The 18,458-nt window shown below is 41.2% G+C and carries 19 protein-coding genes; 17 read left to right on the top strand and 2 right to left on the bottom strand.

Translation table 11 applies throughout. The features are described from left to right. Positions 1 to 122 precede the first annotated feature (122 nt). The 9 genes from ABMY35_RS03925 (at position 123) to ABMY35_RS03885 (ending at position 9,272) form a co-directional block, all read left to right on the top strand. On the top strand, positions 123 to 1,202 hold the full coding sequence (locus ABMY35_RS03925) for a pilus assembly protein PilM (protein WP_349285101.1): 1,080 nt from the start codon (positions 123 to 125) through the stop codon (positions 1,200 to 1,202). Next, positions 1,190 to 1,762 (top strand): PilN domain-containing protein, encoded by a 573-nt coding sequence (locus ABMY35_RS03920; protein WP_138478277.1) that lies wholly within the window; start codon positions 1,190 to 1,192, stop codon positions 1,760 to 1,762. Before ABMY35_RS03925 ends, ABMY35_RS03920 begins: the two co-directional genes overlap by 13 nt. Before the next feature lie 12 nt (positions 1,763 to 1,774). After that, entirely contained in the window at positions 1,775 to 2,377 is a 603-nt protein-coding gene (locus ABMY35_RS03915; protein ID WP_349285100.1) for a type 4a pilus biogenesis protein PilO, read from the top strand. Further along, positions 2,378 to 2,920, top strand: coding sequence for a pilus assembly protein PilP (locus ABMY35_RS03910; protein ID WP_349285099.1), 543 nt, complete (start codon positions 2,378 to 2,380; stop codon positions 2,918 to 2,920). Positions 2,921 to 2,938: 18 nt separating this feature from the next. Then, positions 2,939 to 4,999 carry a type IV pilus secretin PilQ family protein gene (locus ABMY35_RS03905; protein WP_349285098.1) on the top strand — a complete coding sequence of 687 codons (2,061 nt, stop codon included), beginning with the start codon at positions 2,939 to 2,941 and terminating at the stop codon, positions 4,997 to 4,999. A gap of 162 nt (positions 5,000 to 5,161) precedes the next feature. Continuing rightward, entirely contained in the window at positions 5,162 to 5,680 is a 519-nt protein-coding gene (gene aroK / locus ABMY35_RS03900) for a shikimate kinase AroK (RefSeq protein ID WP_138478285.1), read from the top strand. 19 nt (positions 5,681 to 5,699) lie between these two features. Next, the gene (gene aroB / locus ABMY35_RS03895) at positions 5,700 to 6,770 is read left to right on the top strand and encodes a 3-dehydroquinate synthase (RefSeq protein ID WP_349285097.1); all 1,071 of its coding nucleotides are present in this window, start codon (positions 5,700 to 5,702) and stop codon (positions 6,768 to 6,770) included. Then, entirely contained in the window at positions 6,770 to 8,242 is a 1,473-nt protein-coding gene (locus tag ABMY35_RS03890; protein ID WP_349285096.1) for an AAA family ATPase, read from the top strand. Before aroB ends, ABMY35_RS03890 begins: the two co-directional genes overlap by 1 nt. Before the next feature lie 190 nt (positions 8,243 to 8,432). Next, positions 8,433 to 9,272, top strand: a complete 840-nt coding sequence (locus ABMY35_RS03885) for a Dam family site-specific DNA-(adenine-N6)-methyltransferase (RefSeq protein WP_349285095.1) — start codon at positions 8,433 to 8,435, stop codon at positions 9,270 to 9,272. 116 nt (positions 9,273 to 9,388) lie between these two features. Here ABMY35_RS03885 and ABMY35_RS03880 read toward each other — a convergent pair whose 3' ends face one another. Continuing rightward, positions 9,389 to 9,556: a DUF2970 domain-containing protein gene (locus tag ABMY35_RS03880; RefSeq protein ID WP_349285094.1), complete on the bottom strand. Its 168-nt coding sequence runs from the start codon at positions 9,554 to 9,556 to the stop codon at positions 9,389 to 9,391. Positions 9,557 to 9,576: 20 nt separating this feature from the next. Then, positions 9,577 to 9,879 (bottom strand): hypothetical protein, encoded by a 303-nt coding sequence (locus tag ABMY35_RS03875; RefSeq protein WP_349285093.1) that lies wholly within the window; start codon positions 9,877 to 9,879, stop codon positions 9,577 to 9,579. Positions 9,880 to 10,107: 228 nt separating this feature from the next. Between ABMY35_RS03875 and rpe the strand changes: the two genes are divergently transcribed. The 8 genes from rpe (at position 10,108) to astD (ending at position 18,423) form a co-directional block, all read left to right on the top strand. Next, entirely contained in the window at positions 10,108 to 10,791 is a 684-nt protein-coding gene (gene rpe / locus ABMY35_RS03870) for a ribulose-phosphate 3-epimerase (protein WP_138567286.1), read from the top strand. Further along, positions 10,788 to 11,453: a phosphoglycolate phosphatase gene (gene gph / locus ABMY35_RS03865; protein ID WP_349285092.1), complete on the top strand. Its 666-nt coding sequence runs from the start codon at positions 10,788 to 10,790 to the stop codon at positions 11,451 to 11,453. The genes rpe and gph overlap by 4 nt, the downstream gene beginning before the upstream one ends. Before the next feature lie 26 nt (positions 11,454 to 11,479). Next, positions 11,480 to 12,484, top strand: coding sequence for a tryptophan--tRNA ligase (gene trpS / locus ABMY35_RS03860; RefSeq protein ID WP_349285091.1), 1,005 nt, complete (start codon positions 11,480 to 11,482; stop codon positions 12,482 to 12,484). Positions 12,485 to 12,540: 56 nt separating this feature from the next. Next, positions 12,541 to 13,128 (top strand): aminodeoxychorismate/anthranilate synthase component II, encoded by a 588-nt coding sequence (locus tag ABMY35_RS03855; protein ID WP_349285090.1) that lies wholly within the window; start codon positions 12,541 to 12,543, stop codon positions 13,126 to 13,128. A 34-nt stretch (positions 13,129 to 13,162) separates the two neighbouring features. Next, on the top strand, positions 13,163 to 14,338 hold the full coding sequence (locus ABMY35_RS03850; RefSeq protein WP_138478305.1) for an HDOD domain-containing protein: 1,176 nt from the start codon (positions 13,163 to 13,165) through the stop codon (positions 14,336 to 14,338). 299 nt (positions 14,339 to 14,637) lie between these two features. After that, positions 14,638 to 15,849, top strand: coding sequence for an aspartate aminotransferase family protein (locus ABMY35_RS03845; protein ID WP_349285089.1), 1,212 nt, complete (start codon positions 14,638 to 14,640; stop codon positions 15,847 to 15,849). Positions 15,850 to 15,918: 69 nt separating this feature from the next. After that, the gene (gene astA, locus ABMY35_RS03840; RefSeq protein ID WP_349285088.1) at positions 15,919 to 16,935 is read left to right on the top strand and encodes an arginine N-succinyltransferase; all 1,017 of its coding nucleotides are present in this window, start codon (positions 15,919 to 15,921) and stop codon (positions 16,933 to 16,935) included. Between the two features lie 15 nt (positions 16,936 to 16,950). Beyond that, positions 16,951 to 18,423, top strand: coding sequence for a succinylglutamate-semialdehyde dehydrogenase (astD, locus tag ABMY35_RS03835; protein WP_349285087.1), 1,473 nt, complete (start codon positions 16,951 to 16,953; stop codon positions 18,421 to 18,423). Positions 18,424 to 18,458: the final 35 nt, after the last annotated feature.

Here is an 18,458-nt window from a genome sequence, read left to right as displayed (position 1 = left end):
CCTAGTTAGACTCCCAATTGTGGGTAGAGGCTGCTAGTATAGCTTGAACAAAATTCGATTAGTATTTTTTGTTCATAAATAATAACCTGTTTAAATTAAAATAAAGGATAAAAACACAGGGTATGTTAAGTAAATTGTTCAAAGCACACGCCCCACTCATGGTTGGCATAGATATAGGCTCTCACTGTGTTAAAGCTGTTTTGCTTTCGCAAACTCACAGCGGTTATCGCGTTGAAGCTGTTGCTATTGAACCTGTCCCTAAAGGTGCAATTACTGAACGAGCCGTACAAGATATTGAGGCGGTCGGTCGTGCAATCAGTAAACTAAAAAAACGCTTTCCAAAACATGCCCCTTTCGCAGCAGTTGCTGTATCAGGTCAAACGGTTATAACCAAAGTGATCTTTATGGATGTTTCATTAACCGATGCTGAACTAGAGTCGCAAATCGCCATTGAAGCCGACAGCTTAATTCCATACCCATTAGACGAAGTTAGTCTAGATTTTGAGAAAATATCAGTCAATGAAGCCGATCCGTCGAAAGTGAATGTACTGCTTTCTGCAGCTAGAACAGAGAGTGTACTAGCAAGAGTGAGTGCATTAGAAGAGGCAGGCTACAAAGCTAAAGTGGTTGACGTTGAGAGTTATGCCTTGAGTCGTTCACTTGATACTTTATATGGTCAGCTTCCTTCCGATGCATTTGATAAAATCGTTGCGATTGTTGATATCGGTGCGGTGATTTCATTGATGAGCGTGGTTCAATCAGGTAAGACTATTTATACCCGAGATCAGGTCTTTGGTGGTGAGCAATATACCAATAGCATTGTTGCTTACTACAACAAAACGTTCGATGAAGCCGAGTTGGCAAAAACAACCGGAGACTTACCGCCAAATTATACTTTTGAAGTACTAGCGCCATTCCAAACTGCTTTATTGCAACAGATCCGCCGAGCAGTACAAATGTTTATGACCACCAGTGGTAAAGACCATGTCGATTATCTAGTGCTATCAGGTGGAACAGCTTTGGTTGAAGGTCTCGATAGACTACTGGTCGATGAATTGGGGATCCACACGATTATTGCCGATCCGTTTTCAGATATGGAAATTGCACCTAAAGTAGACCGAAACGTACTGTTAAGGCACAAACCTCAGTTTACCCTTGCCACAGGTCTAGCGCTTAGGAGTTTCACCACATGCCACATATAAACCTCCTACCTTGGCGCGAGCAACAAAGACAAGCTTCACAACAAAAGTTCCTAATTTTGATTGGCAGTATTGTGGGTGTTTCTTTATTTGTGATGTATTTGATCGGTAGCTTTTACGATAGCCTTCGCACAGGGCAAGAAATAAAAAATAACTACCTACAGTCTGAAATCCGAAAATTAGATACACGGATCCGAGAAATCAATGATCTAAATAAGCAAAAGGGTAATTTACAACGTCGTATTCGCCTAATTGAAGAGTTACAAGGTAATCGTAATCTTGGCACACAAATTATAGATGAAGTGGCGCGTGTTGTTCCATCGGGTGTTTACCTCACCAGTCTCCAGCGTGATGGCAACATGATAAAAGTGGTAGGTCGTAGTGAATCAAATAATCGTTTGTCGCAAATGCTAAGGCAGGTTGAGTCTTCTTATCTATTAGAAAAGCCTACGATTCAGGGGATTATTGCAGGTGAACAAACTAATCGCTTGTTGAGCGATTTCACCATGCACTTTTACGTTAAGTCCTATCAAGAACTTGAAGATGCCAAAGAGAAAAAGTGAGGGAATGGTTAGATGAACTTTGATCTTAAAGCGTTACAAGATATCGATTGGAATGAGATTGAGCTAGATAATATTGGTGAATGGCCAAAGCCTGTCAAAGCCATGTGCGTCGTTCTGGTTACTGTGATCATGTTGTTTATTGGCTATTCAATCTTAGTATCTTCAGCAATTGATGAGTATGACTTTGCAGTAAATAAAGAGCAAGAGCTGAGAAATTCGTATCGCTTCAAGTATGCAAGGGCGAACAATTTAGATTTATACAAGCAGCAAATGCAAGATATGGAAGCGCAATTTTCTCAACTCTTACAACGACTCCCTACATCTAACGAAACACCTGGATTATTAGATGACTTGACCTATGTGGGCACTTCAAGTGGTCTAACATTTTTAAAGATTGGTTGGATGCCAGAGATAAAGAAAGAGTTTTATACAGAATTACCGATTAATCTTGAGGTGGTCGGCACTTACCATGAGTTTGGTGAGTTTGTTGGCAAGGTTGCACAATTACCACGAATTGTCAGTTTGCATGATTTTAGAATAGAACGAGCTAATGACCGTGACTTAGTATTTAGTGTTATTGCAAGAACGTATCGCTATGAACAAGGAGCTAAATAAATGCACCTTAAAAGTGTAGCTATCAGTTTAAGCCTAATTTTTTTGGCTGCTTGCAATGATGATACGGCGCAGCAGAAAGAGTTTATTGATCAAGTGCAAGCCAGTGCAACACCGAAAGTTGAGCCGATCCCTAATATGAAAGAATTTGAATACTTTCCATATAGTGCCGGTTCACTGCGTAGTCCATTTGATGCGCCTCAACCTGAAGTGATTGAAAACAGGTTAGTTCAGGTCAAAAACTGTTTACAGCCAGATCAAAATCGTGCTCGAGATCCTCTAGAAAAGTATCCTATTGATAATCTTGTGATGAAAGGCACAATAGCCTTATCTGGCGTTACTTGGGCGTTGATCCGAGCTGCTGATCAGGGACTTTTCCGAGTTAAGCAGGGGGAATATATGGGCCTGTATCATGGTGAAGTAGTTGGTATTTATGATGACCATGTAGAATTATTAGAGCTGATCCCCGATGGAACAGGTTGTTGGAAAGAACGATTAACGAAAGTTGAGATTATTGAATCTACTCAACTTTCAGCAAGCGAATAACAATAAAGGTACACTACTATGACTCGCATGGTTGCGAATTTGCTTAAAACTACCATTTTCTCAAGCCTTTTACTTGTGTTATCTGGCTCAGTTAATGCCTTACCCATGTTATATGATGTGCGCTATAACCCGATTTCTAATTCAGAGACAGAATTGCAGTTGGTGTTTGATGAGCAATTAAATTTGGAGCCCAAAGTCTCAGTGCTGAATGATCCTGCACGTTTAGAGTTGTTCTTCTCGGGCGCTGAGTTTGAAGAGAGCTTGCAGCAACTGAAAGTGAATAAAGCGGGAATTAAACAGATCAAAAGTACCATGGTCAAAGATGGCTTTATTGTTACAATCGAAATGGACCAACTGAAACTTTATAAAATTAAAGTTAAAAACAATTTGGTATATCTGCAAATTTCTGAAAATCCAATTTATGACGATTCAGAGTCTTCAAAGTCTTCAGAGCAAAGAACAGGTCAGCTCACTCAACACATAAACCGCATTCAATCAATTGACTTCCGCCGTGGTGAAAAAGGCGAAGCAAAAGTATTAGTGTTTCTAGAGACTTCACAAGCTGCAATTGATGTGCAGGAACGCGGTGGAAAAATCATTGCAGACTTCCATCATATTGATATTTTGGATGAATTACTTTATGAATTAGATGTAGTTGACTTTGGTACTGTGGTCAGCAAAATCGAGACCTTTTCAGAAGGTAACAAAAGCCGTTTGGTGATTGAGCCAAACAGCGCATTTGCGTTTAAATATGAGCAACTCGACAATATCTTCACACTGACTATAGAAAAAGATAATAAGACTAAAAAGTTTGGTGAAGAGAAAGTATATCAAGGTGAGCCAATTACCTTAAACTTCCAAGATATTCCAATTCGATCGGTATTACAGATCATTGCCGATACCAACAATTTTAATTTGGTCACCAGTGACTCCGTATCAGGCAATATCACTTTGCGTTTAGAAGGCACGCCGTGGGATCAAGCGCTAGATGTTGTACTGCGAGTTAAAGGTTTAGATAAGCGCACCGAAGGCTCAATTTTAATGGTTGCACCTGCAGAAGAGCTAGCTGCAAGGGAAGCGAAAGAATTGCAAGCAATGCGTCAGGTAGAAGAGCTAGAGCCATTATATAGCGAGTATATGCAATTAAACTATGCTAAAGCGGAAGAGTTTGCAGATTTACTAAAAACAGAAATTAACAGCATTATCAGTAATCGCGGTAATGTCTCAGTGGATATTAGAACCAATACTTTGATCATCAAAGATACTGCGAAAAGTATTGAAAATGTGCGTCGTATGGTCGAAACACTGGATGTACCGGTTAAGCAAGTTCGCATTGAATCTCGTATGGTAACAGTAAGCGATAACGTTTCAGATGACCTAGGTATTCGTTGGGGCTTTAGTGATCAGCAAGGATCAGATGCAATCTCTGGTAAATTGTCGAGTGCTGATCAATTATCAGGTGGTGTTATTCCTGCCTTTACAGATCGTTTAAATGTCAATTTACCGGTCACTAACCCAGCTGGCAGCATTGGGGTTCATCTTGCTAAATTAGCGGATGGTACGCTAATTGACTTAGAGCTCTCGGCGTTAGAGCAAGAAAACAAAGGCGAAATTATTGCTACACCAAGCATTACGACTGCTAACCAGAAAAAAGCACGTATTGAGCAAGGTACAGAAATCCCTTATGTTGAATCGGCTGGCGCGAGCGGTGCGACCTCTGTTACGTTCAAAAAGGCGGTGTTAAGCATGGAAGTCACGCCACAGATCACACCTGACAACAAAATTATCTTGGACCTCGTTATCACACAAGATACGCGTGGTGATAATGTACAAACGCCGACCGGGCCAGCTGTTGCTATCAATACCCAGCAAATAGAAACACAGGTATTGGTCGAAAATGGTCAAACCATCGTACTGGGTGGTATCTATCAGCAAGAAATCACCAGTGCTGTGACTAAAGTGCCGCTTTTAGGTGATGTACCTTACCTAGGTGCTTTATTTAGGAACACGCGTCACATTAATGAAAAGAGAGAGTTGCTGATATTCGTGACCCCGAAAATCATGTTAGACGGCCAGTAACAGCGCATTAATGATTATATTCTGCGTGGTTTACGGTAAATTAAATGATTTGACTTGAAATTGCGCACGAATTACTGAGATAATCCCCTCCTTAATTTTTGGGGCCAGGTCGTGAGGCGGGGTTTATTTTCAAATTTTAGAGTTCGTTAGTACTAAATAGATATGGCTGAGAAACGTAATATATTTCTAGTAGGCCCAATGGGGGCTGGTAAAAGCACAATTGGTCGTCATTTGGCAGACCAATTACACCTTGAATTCTTCGACTCAGATCAAGAAATCGAACGTCGTACTGGCGCAGACATTGCGTGGGTGTTTGATCTTGAAGGTGAAGAAGGTTTTCGTCGTCGTGAAGAAGGCGTAATTTCTGACCTAACTGAGATGCAAGGTATTGTATTAGCTACTGGCGGTGGTTCAGTTATGAGCAAAGAAGTTCGTAACAAACTGTCAGCGCGTGGCATTGTTGTTTACCTAGAAACACCAATTGAAAAACAAGTTGCTCGCACTCAAAGAGATAAGCGTCGTCCACTTCTACAAACTGAAGAAGCACCGCGTGATGTACTAGAGCGCTTAGCTGAAGAGCGTGAGCCTTTATACCAAGAAGTTGCTGATTTTGTTGTTCGCACTGATGAGCAGAGCGCAAAAGTAGTAGCAAATCAAATTATTGAGAAGTTAGATTTCTAAATTATAAAAGGAGTAGCCAATGCTTGAACTTAATGTAGATTTAAACGAGCGTAGCTACCCCATTTATATTGGTGAAAACCTTCTTACCGACAGTGGGCGATTGTTATCATATATAGGTAAATGTCGCCCAGTGATCATCAGCAACGAAACGGTTGCCCCTCTGTACTTAGACTCACTGTTAACTCAACTCAACGAGTTAGAGCCTCTGCATTTTATTCTCCCTGATGGTGAGCAATTTAAAACCCTTGAGTGGTTTGAAAAAGTTTCAGCATTTTTACTTGAACATAATTGTGGTCGAGATACCTGTTTAATCGCGCTTGGCGGTGGGGTAATTGGGGACTTAACAGGCTTTGTGGCGGCGTGCTATCAACGCGGTGTACCATTCATTCAAATTCCAACGACTTTGCTATCACAAGTTGATTCTTCTGTAGGCGGTAAAACAGCAGTAAACCACCCGCTAGGTAAAAACATGATCGGGGCTTTTTATCAGCCCAAAGCAGTTTTCATCGATATCAATAGCTTGAAAACTCTACCCAGTAGAGAGTTTGCAGCGGGCATGGCTGAAGTTATCAAGTACGGTTTAATTTACGACCTAGCACTTCTGAACTTTTTAGAAGAGCAACATGAAGAACTCAGCAATCTACAAAACGATGTGTTACAAAAAGTGATTTACCGTTGCTGTGAAATCAAAGCTGAAATTGTTTCTCAAGACGAGAAAGAAGCAGGCTTGAGGGCACTTCTTAATTTGGGTCACACATTTGGCCATGCCATCGAAGCACAAATGGGCTATGGCAACTGGTTACATGGTGAAGCGGTTGCTGCGGGTATGATGTTAGCAATGACGCTTGCGCACATGCGAGGCTCTGTTAGTGAGTCTGACGTTTCTCGAGTTGAAGCGCTGATTGCAAGTTACAACCTACCAGTAAGTGCTCCAGAAACCATGACTAGTGAGCAGTTTATTGGTCATATGCGTAAAGATAAAAAGAACCAACAAGGCAAGATCAGATTCATTGTTCCTACACAACTAGGGCAATGTGCACTCGTTGATGATGTGTCTGATGAAGCCGTGAGTCAGCTAATAGGGCGCTAATGCAATCGCAAATATTGCCGAGTCGAGCTGCCTTGGTTGATAGAATTGCGATGCAATTCGAATATGGGCAAAATCTCATTGCTTTGGTTGGTCCTTCAGGGTTAGGAAAAAGCTATTTAGCAGAGACCATAATCACTGAAAAGTATCCTGAATTTAATAAAGCCTATATTCAAGTAACAGCACAGATGAAAGATACTGAGTTGATGACTCAGTTGCTACAAAATAGCTTTAGAGCGCCGTTGGTCGATCAAACGCAAACGCTTTCAGACAACTTTTTTCAACTTTATCAAACACAACCTTGTGGCCCATGCTTTTGGGTTTTAGATGGTGCAAGGCATCTATCAGATGAAATCATTGAACAACTGAGAATATTGTCAGCAAAAAGTCCTGTTGAGCTGTTTATTTTGGTAACAGCACAAGCGCCTAGAATGTTGCCAAGTGCACTTGATATTCACTTAGAACGTTTGTCACTGTCTGAGTCTAAACAACTGATGGCGATGTTCTTCAAAGACTTACCAATGGAAGAAGATCCTATTTTTCAGGCGTACTTGCAAGAGTCACATGGCAACCCCGCGTTACTGCTGAATTGGCAGGCATCGCAACAGAGCCAGTTGAGAACACAGCTACCTAAAAAGCGCTATCGTTGGCATTTAATTGCTTTGACAGTGCTCTTGGCTTTGTTGCTTGTCGCATTTATGTATCAAAAGCAAATTCAGTTCTATTTTAGTGACCAAGTGGATGATGCTGAGCCTCTCGCAACTGTGCTACCTGCAGAGCAGGTGTTAAATATAGATAGCACCGAAACAAAAACGGATAAGTCATTGCAGCAACAAGGCACTATAGCAGCTCAGCCTTCGATACAAACTAACGAAGCTATGGATGAAGTGCCGAAAGAAACTTTAGAAGAAGCATCTAAAGGTTCAACTTCAGATACCGTCTCTGCTGTTTTAACTGCACTTGAAACTCCAAGGGCAAGTAAAGATGCTGAGGTTGTTAGACCACAAAATAACTCACAGTCAGTTAAAAGTGGAGAAGCTGATACGGTTGCTGAAACATTAAATTCAGCAAGTAATGATATTGAACAAGATGTAGCAACCACTGAATCGACAAATTTGCCTCTTAAATCAGGGCCTGTAAAAGAATCGTTGGAAACAAAAAATCACGAATTAGATTTATCACCAACAGAATGGTTATTGACGCAAAATGACAGCGTATGGGCTATTCAGTTACTTGCAGTGAAAGACAAAGCGATAGCAAATAGCTTTGTCTTAACAAATGAGTTAAAAGACGTGTATGTCTATCAAACGGTGAGAAACAGTACGTCTTGGTGGGTTGTTATTCAAGCGCCGTTTGCAAATATTGATGAAGCAAGAAGTGCGCGTCAGCAGTTGCCTGAAAATGTACTGGCAGGGCAGCCTTTTTTTAAAAAATTCGAGCGTATCAAGCAGGAAATTCAGCTTGTTACTCGGTAATTAGCGTGAATTAGTGTAGAATCGCCCAACTTTAAATGCATCACAACAAAAATGGTTTTTATGTCGCTATCTGTGGTTAAATATGACGTTACTTTATTTACAGTGTCGCATCGCTGTGAATGTTTTAAGCTGTCGATTTTTACTAGTGGCGCTGTGTATGCAAAGAATAAAAAGAATGTAAGGGTCTAAAGTGGCAAACGGCTCATCTGTCATTAATCGTCGTTCTCCATTGAAGTGGGCGGGCGGAAAAAAGCGGATAATAGAAGAAATTAAAGCGAATTTACCTTTAAAGGGTAAACAGCGTTTAATTGAACCTTTTGTCGGTGGTGGCTCTGTATTTTTAAATATTGATTTTGAAGAATATTTGCTACTTGATGTAAATAAAGACCTAATTAACCTATTTAATATTCTTAAAGACTCACCAAAAGAATTTATTCGTGAAGCCGAGTATTTGTTCATTGGTGATCATAACGAAGAAGCCCGTTATTATCAGCTCAGAGAAGAGTTTAACGATACCTTAGATCCATACAAGCGTTCATTATTGTTCATTTATCTTAATCGCCATGGTTACAACGGCCTATGTCGTTACAATCAAAAAGGTGGCTTTAATGTACCTTTTGGTCGTTACAAACACCCTTATTACCCGCGAGAAGAGCTACTGCAATTTGCTAATGTGGCTAAGCGCGCGACATTTTTATGTAATGATTTTGAGCATGCTTTTAGCAAAGCGAATAAACACGACGTCGTCTATTGCGATCCACCTTATTCTCCGATAAATCTCACTTCAAGCTTTACGGCTTATGCCGGCAATAAATTCACGGACGAAGATCAAACTCGTTTAGTTGAATGTGCCATTGCAGCTAAACAGCGGGGGGTATCGACACTTATCTCAAACCATTATGTTGATTTTACGAAACAGCTTTACCGAAGTGCTGATAAAATAAGTACCTTACAAGTTCAACGTAATATAAGCTGTAAAGGTAGTGTGCGCAGTAAGATAGAAGAAGTCATGGCGTTGTATAAAGCGTAAAACTTAGAACAACGTTCAACCGCGAGAATTATTTTCAAGGACTCGGGCTACCGGCTGAATTGAAATTTCCACTCTGAGAAAATCACCTTCGCTCATCTATAAAAAATATTAAATATTTAGTTGGTGATAATACCTACCAGCCAAACAAGTAAAAGCACTAAAAGAAATACAAATACAATTGAAATCAGTATGAATGAGATAAAGAGGTGCTTGTTTGAAAAGTCTTGATAACGCTTGGCTTTGCTCTGGACACCAAACATAGCTGCTAAAACACTTTGGATCATGCTTAGCAGCTGCACTTTAATTAAAAGTGTGAAGTGAAACTTTCAGTGTTACTTTCGGTTTCATCAGACCCTAAAAGTAACTCAAGTAAATCTAAATAATGAAACTGTGCACTGCTACTCTCGCCAGTTAACCAAGCGTACCAGCTTGTATGTGCTTCAAGTTTGCATTGTTCAAGCAAATTGATATTAACTTGAATTGTATTTGTACTACATGAACATGTGCTACTGGCAACTTCTTCACTGTAATCAACAGAGTAAACTCCTGCTGATAATGTAACAACAGCTGTCACCGCAAGCATCCGTGTTTTAAGCCGACTAAACATGTGTAACTCCACCAAACAGTTATCTCAATATAATACACCGCCACTGTTCAGAAAACAAACATAGATAACGTAAAAATTTGTGCGTTAATCGCCATAAAGGGAAGTAATGTGATTGGAGTTTTTAGTCTATTTTCCATGTAGGAAGGAGTAGAATAAAACTTGGGTACAAGGCATGAATTGCGGTAAAGTAACGCTGACAACTGATGTATCATTTAAAGAGAGTTTACCGTGCAAAAACAACCTCAATACCTTATTGCTCCTTCTATTTTATCTGCTGATTTCGCAAGACTCGGCGAAGACGTTGAGCGTGTCATAAAATCAGGCGCTGATGTTGTACATTTTGATGTGATGGACAATCATTATGTACCAAACCTGACATTTGGTCCTATGGTATGTAAGGCATTACGTGATTATGGTATTGAGGCGCCGATTGATGTGCATTTAATGGTAAAACCGGTTGATGCACTCATTCCAGAGTTTGCTAAAGCAGGTGCGAGTATCATCACTTTTCATCCAGAAGCCAGCGAGCACATTGATAGAACCATTTCATTAATCAAAGAGCACGGCTGTCAGGCGGGTTTAGTATTTAACCCTGCAACACCATTACATTATCTAGATTATGTGATGGATAAATTGGATGTCATTTTATTGATGTCGGTTAACCCTGGTTTTGGTGGACAAAGCTTTATTCCTCAGACTTTAGATAAATTAAAGCAAGTCCGTGAGCGAATTGACGCATCGGGTCGAGATATCCGCTTAGAAATCGACGGCGGTGTGAAGGTCGATAACATTGCAGAAATAGCAGCAGCAGGCGCTGATATGTTTGTGGCGGGCTCAGCTATTTTTAATCAACCTGATTATGCGCAAGTCATTACGCAAATGCGTGAAGAGCTAGCGAAGGTTTCACGATGAAATATCAAGGTGTGCTATTTGATTTAGATGGCACTTTAGTCGACAGCGCCCAAGATATGTATATGGCGCTGAATTTAACCTTGACTGAATTAGCGTTTCCAATAGTAAGTTATGCGCAAGTAACGACTTGGGTTGGTAATGGTATTGAAATGCTCGTGAAGCGAGCATTGAGTGGTGAAATGGTAGTCAATCCTGAGCTACCTACACATCTAGTCGCCGATGCGGTCGCGAGATTTAAAAATCATTACCAGCAACTTTCGGGTGACTATGTTGCGCTTTATCAACATGTTGAAACCGGCTTAGCGGCAACAGCGCACTTACCAAAAGCCATTGTGACTAATAAAGATCGTGTTTTTACCGAGCAACTTTTAGAAAAGTTAAACCTAACGTCACATTTTAAAGTATTAGTGTGTGGTGATGATGGTGAGAAAAAACCGTCACCTTCGCCACTTTTAAAAGCCTGTGAGGCACTTAATATTTCGCCAGAAAAGGCAATCATGATTGGAGACTCAAAGAGCGATATTGTCGCGGCTAAAAGCGCAGAAATTGATGTACTCGCGTTGACTTATGGTTACAATCAAGGATTCGACTTAAAAGAGCTTGAACCTGAGTACCTATGCGACGGGTTCTTAGATATAATCCCAATCATTAATCAGCAATAAATCAGTAAATTTAATAAAGGAACAACATGACTAAACCAGTAGTGTTAAGTGGCATTCAGCCAACCGGTGGTATGACGATAGGCAATTATGTAGGCGCCATAAACCAGTGGCTTAAGTTACAACAAGATCATGATTGTTTCTTTATGCTAGTTGATTTACACGCGATCACAGTTCGCCAAGATCCTAAAATGCTACGCGAGCGCGTGTTAGATGGCGTTGCATTGTACGCTGCTTGTGGTATTGACCCTGAGAAATCAGCATTATTTGTTCAGTCTCAAGTGCCTGAACATGCACAGTTGTCATGGGTACTTAACTGTTACGCGCAAATGGGCGAACTAAACCGCATGACGCAGTTTAAAGATAAGTCTTCAAAGCATTCGAACAATGTGAATGTGGGTCTATTCTCATACCCAGTTTTACAAGCTGCAGATATCCTATTGTATCAAGCAGACCAAGTACCAGTCGGTGAAGATCAAAAGCAACACCTTGAGTTAACCCGTGATATCGCAACACGCTTTAATAATTTATACGGTGATGTTTTCAAAGTACCAGAACCTTATATCCCAGAACTTGGCGCGCGCGTGATGAGCTTGCAAGATCCACTGAAGAAAATGTCTAAGTCGGATGAAAACCCAAATGCGTACATCATGCTGTTAGACGAGCCAAAGAAAATCGAGAAGAAGTTAAAAAAAGCCGTCACTGATTCAGATGAGCAAGCACGTATTTATTTCGACCGCGATGAAAAGCCGGGTGTATCAAATCTTCTTACTTTATTGTCAGTGGCGACAAAACGCTCAGTAGAAGATTTAGTACCAGAATATGCTGACAAAATGTATGGTCATTTGAAGAAAGATACCGCTGCGGCAGTGGTGAATATGATCGAACCAATTCAAGCGCGTTTCAAAGAAATTCGTGAAGATCAAACGCTGTTAGATAACATCATGCGTAATGGTGCAGAAAAAGCGGGCGCACGCGCTGAGCAGACGCTTAAAGCGGTTTATGATGCAGTTGGCTTCATACCTCGTCCATAATTTGGTTTTATAATTTAGGCCAGGCTTTATCGCCTGGCTTTTTTATGGAAATTTCTATGTTATTAATGATCGATAATTACGACTCGTTTACCTATAACCTAGTGCAGTATTTCCAACGCTTAGATCAAGACGTTGTTGTAAAACGGAACGATGAGTTAAGTATTGCTGATATACGAGCGCTTAACCCTGAGCATATTGTGATCTCTCCTGGACCTTGTAGTCCTAATGAGGCGGGCATTTCTTTGTCTGTTGTTGAGCAATTAAAAGGGCAATTTCCAATACTGGGGATTTGCCTTGGTCACCAGACGATTGCACAAGCTCTGGGCGCACAAGTGATAAGAGCCAGAGAAGTGATGCATGGGAAAACGTCGCAAATTCGCCATATAAATAAAGGCGTGTTTCAAGGTTTACCAGATCCACTCACCGTATGTCGCTATCATTCTTTGATTGTTGCCAAAGAGTGTCTGCCTGAAGACCTTGAGATTACAGCATGGACAGAGAATGGCATGCAACAAGTGGATGAAATTATGGGCTTATGCCATACTGAAATGGCTTTAGAAGGTGTGCAATTTCATCCTGAAGCGATACTCACAGAACAAGGGTTAGCTTTATTAAATAATTTTATTCGCCGCTTTTCTAAGTAAAAGCAACGCTTTAATAGGAACATTAGAACGTTCAATGACTGACTTATCTCGGCAACTCAGGACTTCAATCGCACTCAATGAACGTGCGCATGATCTGTTTATTAGTCATAACTTTGCGCAGCAACAGTTAGGGTATATTCACACCCTAGATCTAAATTATGGTGAGAAAATACCACAACGTACTATGCTTGAGGTTGAGATTGCTGCGGCAGCAAAACGTAAAGAGAGCAGTACCAGTCACCATAAGTATATTGCGAAAGCCAGTAATCATCTGCACCAAATTATTGAGTCATCAATTCAAAAGCAAATAGATGATATCGATAATATCTATCATGAGATTGTTGGCATTCAGGATGCGGTACCGACTATTTTAGATATATTGGGCGTTAAGTCAGCGTCGGTTGGACGCCTTGAACCTTTGGTTAATGAATTAACCTGGTTAGGCAGAGATCTGGTCTCCTTAGTAAATTTACCGCAGTATCGTAAGCAAAGCTCAAAAGGTGTCACAGTCAAAGTTGACACGCCAGCACTTGCACTACGTTATCTTGGGCTTGAGAATTTACAAATGGTCATTCCGACTTTTGCAATGCGTCACTGGATGCCTCACGATACATCGCCATTTCCTTTATTAAAGCGCAAACTCCGTGATCATAGTATGACAACGGGAATTGCAGCAAAGCATTTAGCTGAATTGAACGGTGTAAAAGAGCAGCATGCTTTTACGCTAGGTATGTTATTAGATGTGGGTAAAGTCGCTTTAACGCGCTTGTATCTAAGAACGTTTGAAAAGGTCTGGCAGGAAAAGGTGCGCATCGCGCGTGATAAAAACCATAAAGACCTTCACTCTGCACTTTTAGAGCTATCACCTGATCCACTCTTTTTAAGAGGCCTTTTGCTCAATCACTCAGCAAATCTCTCGGCTAAATTGATAGAAAAAATGGCGTTTAGATATTTGCCATTTATGGCGCCGATGGAAGAGTTCGCTGCTAATTATTTACCTCAGTCGCATAGTCAGTCAGCCGATTATTTACCTCTTAGTCAGGTACTGCGAAAGGCACATGGCTACAGTCTGTATATGATCCTCAAAGACAATCAGTTTATCGAAAAGGATGAAGCAGCTCATTGGTTTGCTCACCTGGGGTTATCAAAAGAGGAACTCACTACGCTAGCAAAATGTAACTTTAATAGTTTACAGCTAACAATTTTGTAAAATTTAAGATTTTTTTTGCGACTATTCATTCAAGCCACTAATTAACTCGATTAGTGGCTTTTCCTTTTCTTAACAGTCAAATCTATCGAGTGCACCTAAATAGTTATTCACTCACTATGAAAAACTATCCCAAACCCTTGAATATCAAGGGCTCTATGAAAGTTTTAAATGAGACTTTAAGGTTTTTTTCTGAAATAATGGGTGAATGAAATTTGTGCCATACGGCTATTTTTAGCCGTGAACTAGCTACACTCAATACTAGTTTTAGCGCACCTAACTCAACTTTATGGGGATAGAAAATGACTATTAATCGTGAATTATTCGATCAGGTAATGGTACCTAATTATGCACCTTCAGCAGTTATTCCAGTTCGAGGTGAAGGTTCTCGCGTTTGGGATCAAGAAGGCCGCGAGTTTATCGACTTTGCAGGTGGTATCGCTGTTAACTGTTTAGGTCACTGTCACCCAGCATTAGTTAATGCGCTGAAAGAGCAAGGTGAAAAAATCTGGCACCTATCAAATGTAATGACAAACGAGCCTGCATTGCGTTTAGCGAAAAAATTAACAGACGCAACATTTGCAGAAAAAGTTTACTTTGCAAATTCAGGTGCAGAAGCGAACGAAGCAGCACTTAAACTGGCACGTCGTTTTGCACTTGATAAGTTCGGCGCTGACAAATCACAAATCATTTCGTTCAACAAAGGCTTCCACGGCCGTACTTTCTTCACTGTAACTGTGGGCGGCCAAGCTGCGTATTCTGATGGTTTCGGTCCTAAGCCAGGTGATGTAGTTCACTGTGACTATAACGACCTAGCTGCATTTGAAGCGCTAATCTCTGACAACACATGTGCTGTGATGATGGAGCCACTGCAAGGTGAAGGTGGTATCGTATCTCCAGAAGCTGACTTTGTTAAAGGTGTTCGCGAGTTATGTACTAAGCACAATGCGCTGCTTATTTTTGATGAAGTACAAACAGGTGTTGGTCGTACTGGTGACCTATACGCTTACCAAGGTTTAGATGTTATTCCTGACATTTTAACAACTGCGAAAGCGCTAGGCGGTGGTTTCCCAATCGGTGCGATGATCACAACGACTGAAATCGCAAAGCACTTAAAAATTGGTACACACGGTTCAACCTACGGTGGTAACCCGCTAGCTTGTGCTGTTGCAGAAGCGGCGTTCAATACAGTAAATGATGAAGCTGTTTTAAACGGTGTTAAAGAGAAAGAAGCACTATTCCGTGAACTGCTTACTGCGATTAATGACAAGTACAACGTATTCAGCGAAATTCGTGGTAAAGGTCTATTATTAGGTGGTGTTGTAAACGAAACATACAAAGGCCGCGCGAAAGAGTTTTTAGTTGCAGGCGTAAAAGAAGGTGTGATGTCACTTGTAGCTGGTGCAGACGTTGTTCGTTTCACGCCTTCACTGGTTATTCCTGAAGCGGATATCCGTGAAGGTATGGCGCGTTTCGAAAAAGCAGTTGCTGCAGTTGTAGCTGCAAACGCTTAATTCCTTGAGTGGCCAAGCTTGCTTGGCCTTGTCTACCGTCAAGTTAACTTTTTAGGAGTAAGCGGACTCATGATGATCCTTCGCCCAATCCAGCAAAGCGACTATCCAGCGCTTTTAAAAATTGCCCATGAATCAGGTCATGGCTTTACTTCATTACCTAATAATGAAGAACTATTACAAAGCAAAATCGAACGCTCTGAAGCGTCTTTCAAGAAAGAAACGGATGTCCCTTTTGATGAAGGCTATTTGTTCGTTTTAGAAGACACTGAAACTGGCGAAGTAGTGGGTACCAGCGCGATTGAAGCAGCAGTTGGTTTAGATGATGCGTTTTATCATTACCACCTTAGTAAGGTGATCCATTCATCACGCACCTTAAATGTTTATAAAGCGGTTGATATTCTGACTCTGTGTAACGACTACACGGGAGCCACTGAGTTATGCACCTTGTTCTTGAAAGAGGGACATCGCAGAGGTCTTAATGGCAAGTTGCTATCAAAGTCGCGTTTTATGTTTATTAAACAACATCAGCAGCGCTTTGCAGATACGGTTATCGCTGAAATGCGTGGTGTATCAGATGAAAATGGTCAAAGCCCATTCTGGCAATGGCTTGAAGAGCACTTCTTCTCAATGGATTTCCCAACGGCAGATTACCTAACAGGTATCGGTCAGAAAGTGTTCATTGCTGAGCTTATGCCAAAATACCCAATTTATGTGAATTTGTTGAGTGAAGAAGCGCAAGAAGTGATTGGCCAAGTACACGATAATACGCGCCCAGCGATTGAGCTACTTAAGAGTGAAGGCTTCACTTTTAACGGCTATGTTGATATTTTCGACGCAGGTCCGACAGTTGAAGCAAAAGTAGATAATATTCGTACAGTACGTTCATCAAGCTTCAAAACAGTGTCAATTGGTGATAATCCAGGTGGTTCCCCTGTGATGATTGCAAATGATAAACTTCAAGGGTATCGTGCAACCGTTGCTGAGCTTCAGATTGATGACAATACTGATAATGTCGTTATCTCAGCAGAGTTGGCAAACGCATTGAATTTAGTGGATGGTGACAAAGTCAGCATCGCAACTATATAAATATAGAGATTTATTATGACAACACATGCCGCACAATTTATTAATGGTGAATGGTTAGCAGGTCAAGGTGAGGCATTCTCATCACTGAACCCAGCAAACAACGAAGTTATTTGGCAAGCAAACTCAGCAACGGCTGAGCAAGTTGATACTGCAGTTAAGTCAGCGCGTGAAGCTTTTTATAGCTGGAGCGACATGGCATTTGAAGCACGTTTAGAGGTTGTTAAACGTTTTGCTGAGCAGTTAAAAGAAAACAGTGAAGAGCTGGCAATTGCGATTGCGAAAGAAACAGGTAAGCCACTGTGGGAAACGCGTACTGAAGCGGGTGCTATGGTTGGTAAAATTGCCATTTCAGAAAAAGCTTACCATGAGCGTACAGGTGTTGTTGAAAACGCAATGCCAGTTGGCCGCGCGGTTATTCGCCACAAAGCACATGGTGTCGTAGCTGTATTTGGCCCATATAACTTCCCTGGTCACTTACCAAACGGCCACATCGTGCCTGCTTTGTTAGCGGGTAATACGGTTATCTTTAAGCCGTCAGAACTAACCCCTTATGTTGCTGAGCTTACACTTAAGCTTTGGGAAAAAGCAGGCCTTCCAGCAGGCGTTATCAACCTAGTACAAGGTGAAGTAGAAACAGGTAAAGCACTTGCTTCTCACCGTGGTATCGATGGCTTATTCTTCACCGGTTCTTCTCGTACAGGTCATATCCTTCATGAGCAGTTTGCTGGTCAGCCAGGTAAAATTCTTGCGCTAGAAATGGGTGGTAATAACCCATTAATCGTAAAAGATGCGTCTGATACGAAAGCGGTCGTTCACGACATCATTCAATCTGCATTTATCTCAAGCGGTCAACGTTGTACGTGTGCCCGTAAGTTATTCTTACCTGCAGGCGAGCAGGGTGATGCGATCCTTGAGCACCTAGTACGTGCAACAAAAGCAATCAAAGTGGGTAACTTTGATGATGAAGAACAGCCATTCATGGGTTCTATGATTTCAAATCAAGCGGCGGCAGGTATGGTTGCAGCACAGCAGCAACTGATTGACTTAGGCGCTGAGACTATCATCGAACTTACACATAAAGAAGGCACAGGCTTTGTAACACCAGGTATCCTTGAGTGTTCAAATGTCACTGACTTCCCAGATGATGAGCACTTCGGTCCATTATTAAAAGTATTCCGTTACACAGACTTTGATGCAGCAATCGAAAAAGCAAACGATACAAGCTTTGGTCTTTCTGCTGGTCTATTAAGTGACAATGCTGAAGATTACGACCACTTCTTACGTCGTATTCGTGCAGGTATTGTAAACTTTAACCGTCCTATCACCGGTGCATCAAGTGCAGCACCATTCGGTGGTATTGGCGCATCAGGTAACCACAGAGCAAGTGCATATTATGCAGCAGATTACTGTGCTTACCCAGTAGCGTCTGTTGAGTTAGAAAAGGTGACATTGCCAGGTGCATTAAGCCCAGGTTTATCAATCGACTAATTCACAGTTTCTATCTATTTAGGTAGAATAAAAGT

The organism is Pseudoalteromonas sp. BZB3 (genome assembly GCF_040104455.1).
Classification (GTDB): Bacteria; Pseudomonadota; Gammaproteobacteria; order Enterobacterales; family Alteromonadaceae; genus Pseudoalteromonas.
This window is presented reverse-complemented; position numbering and strand designations above follow the sequence as displayed.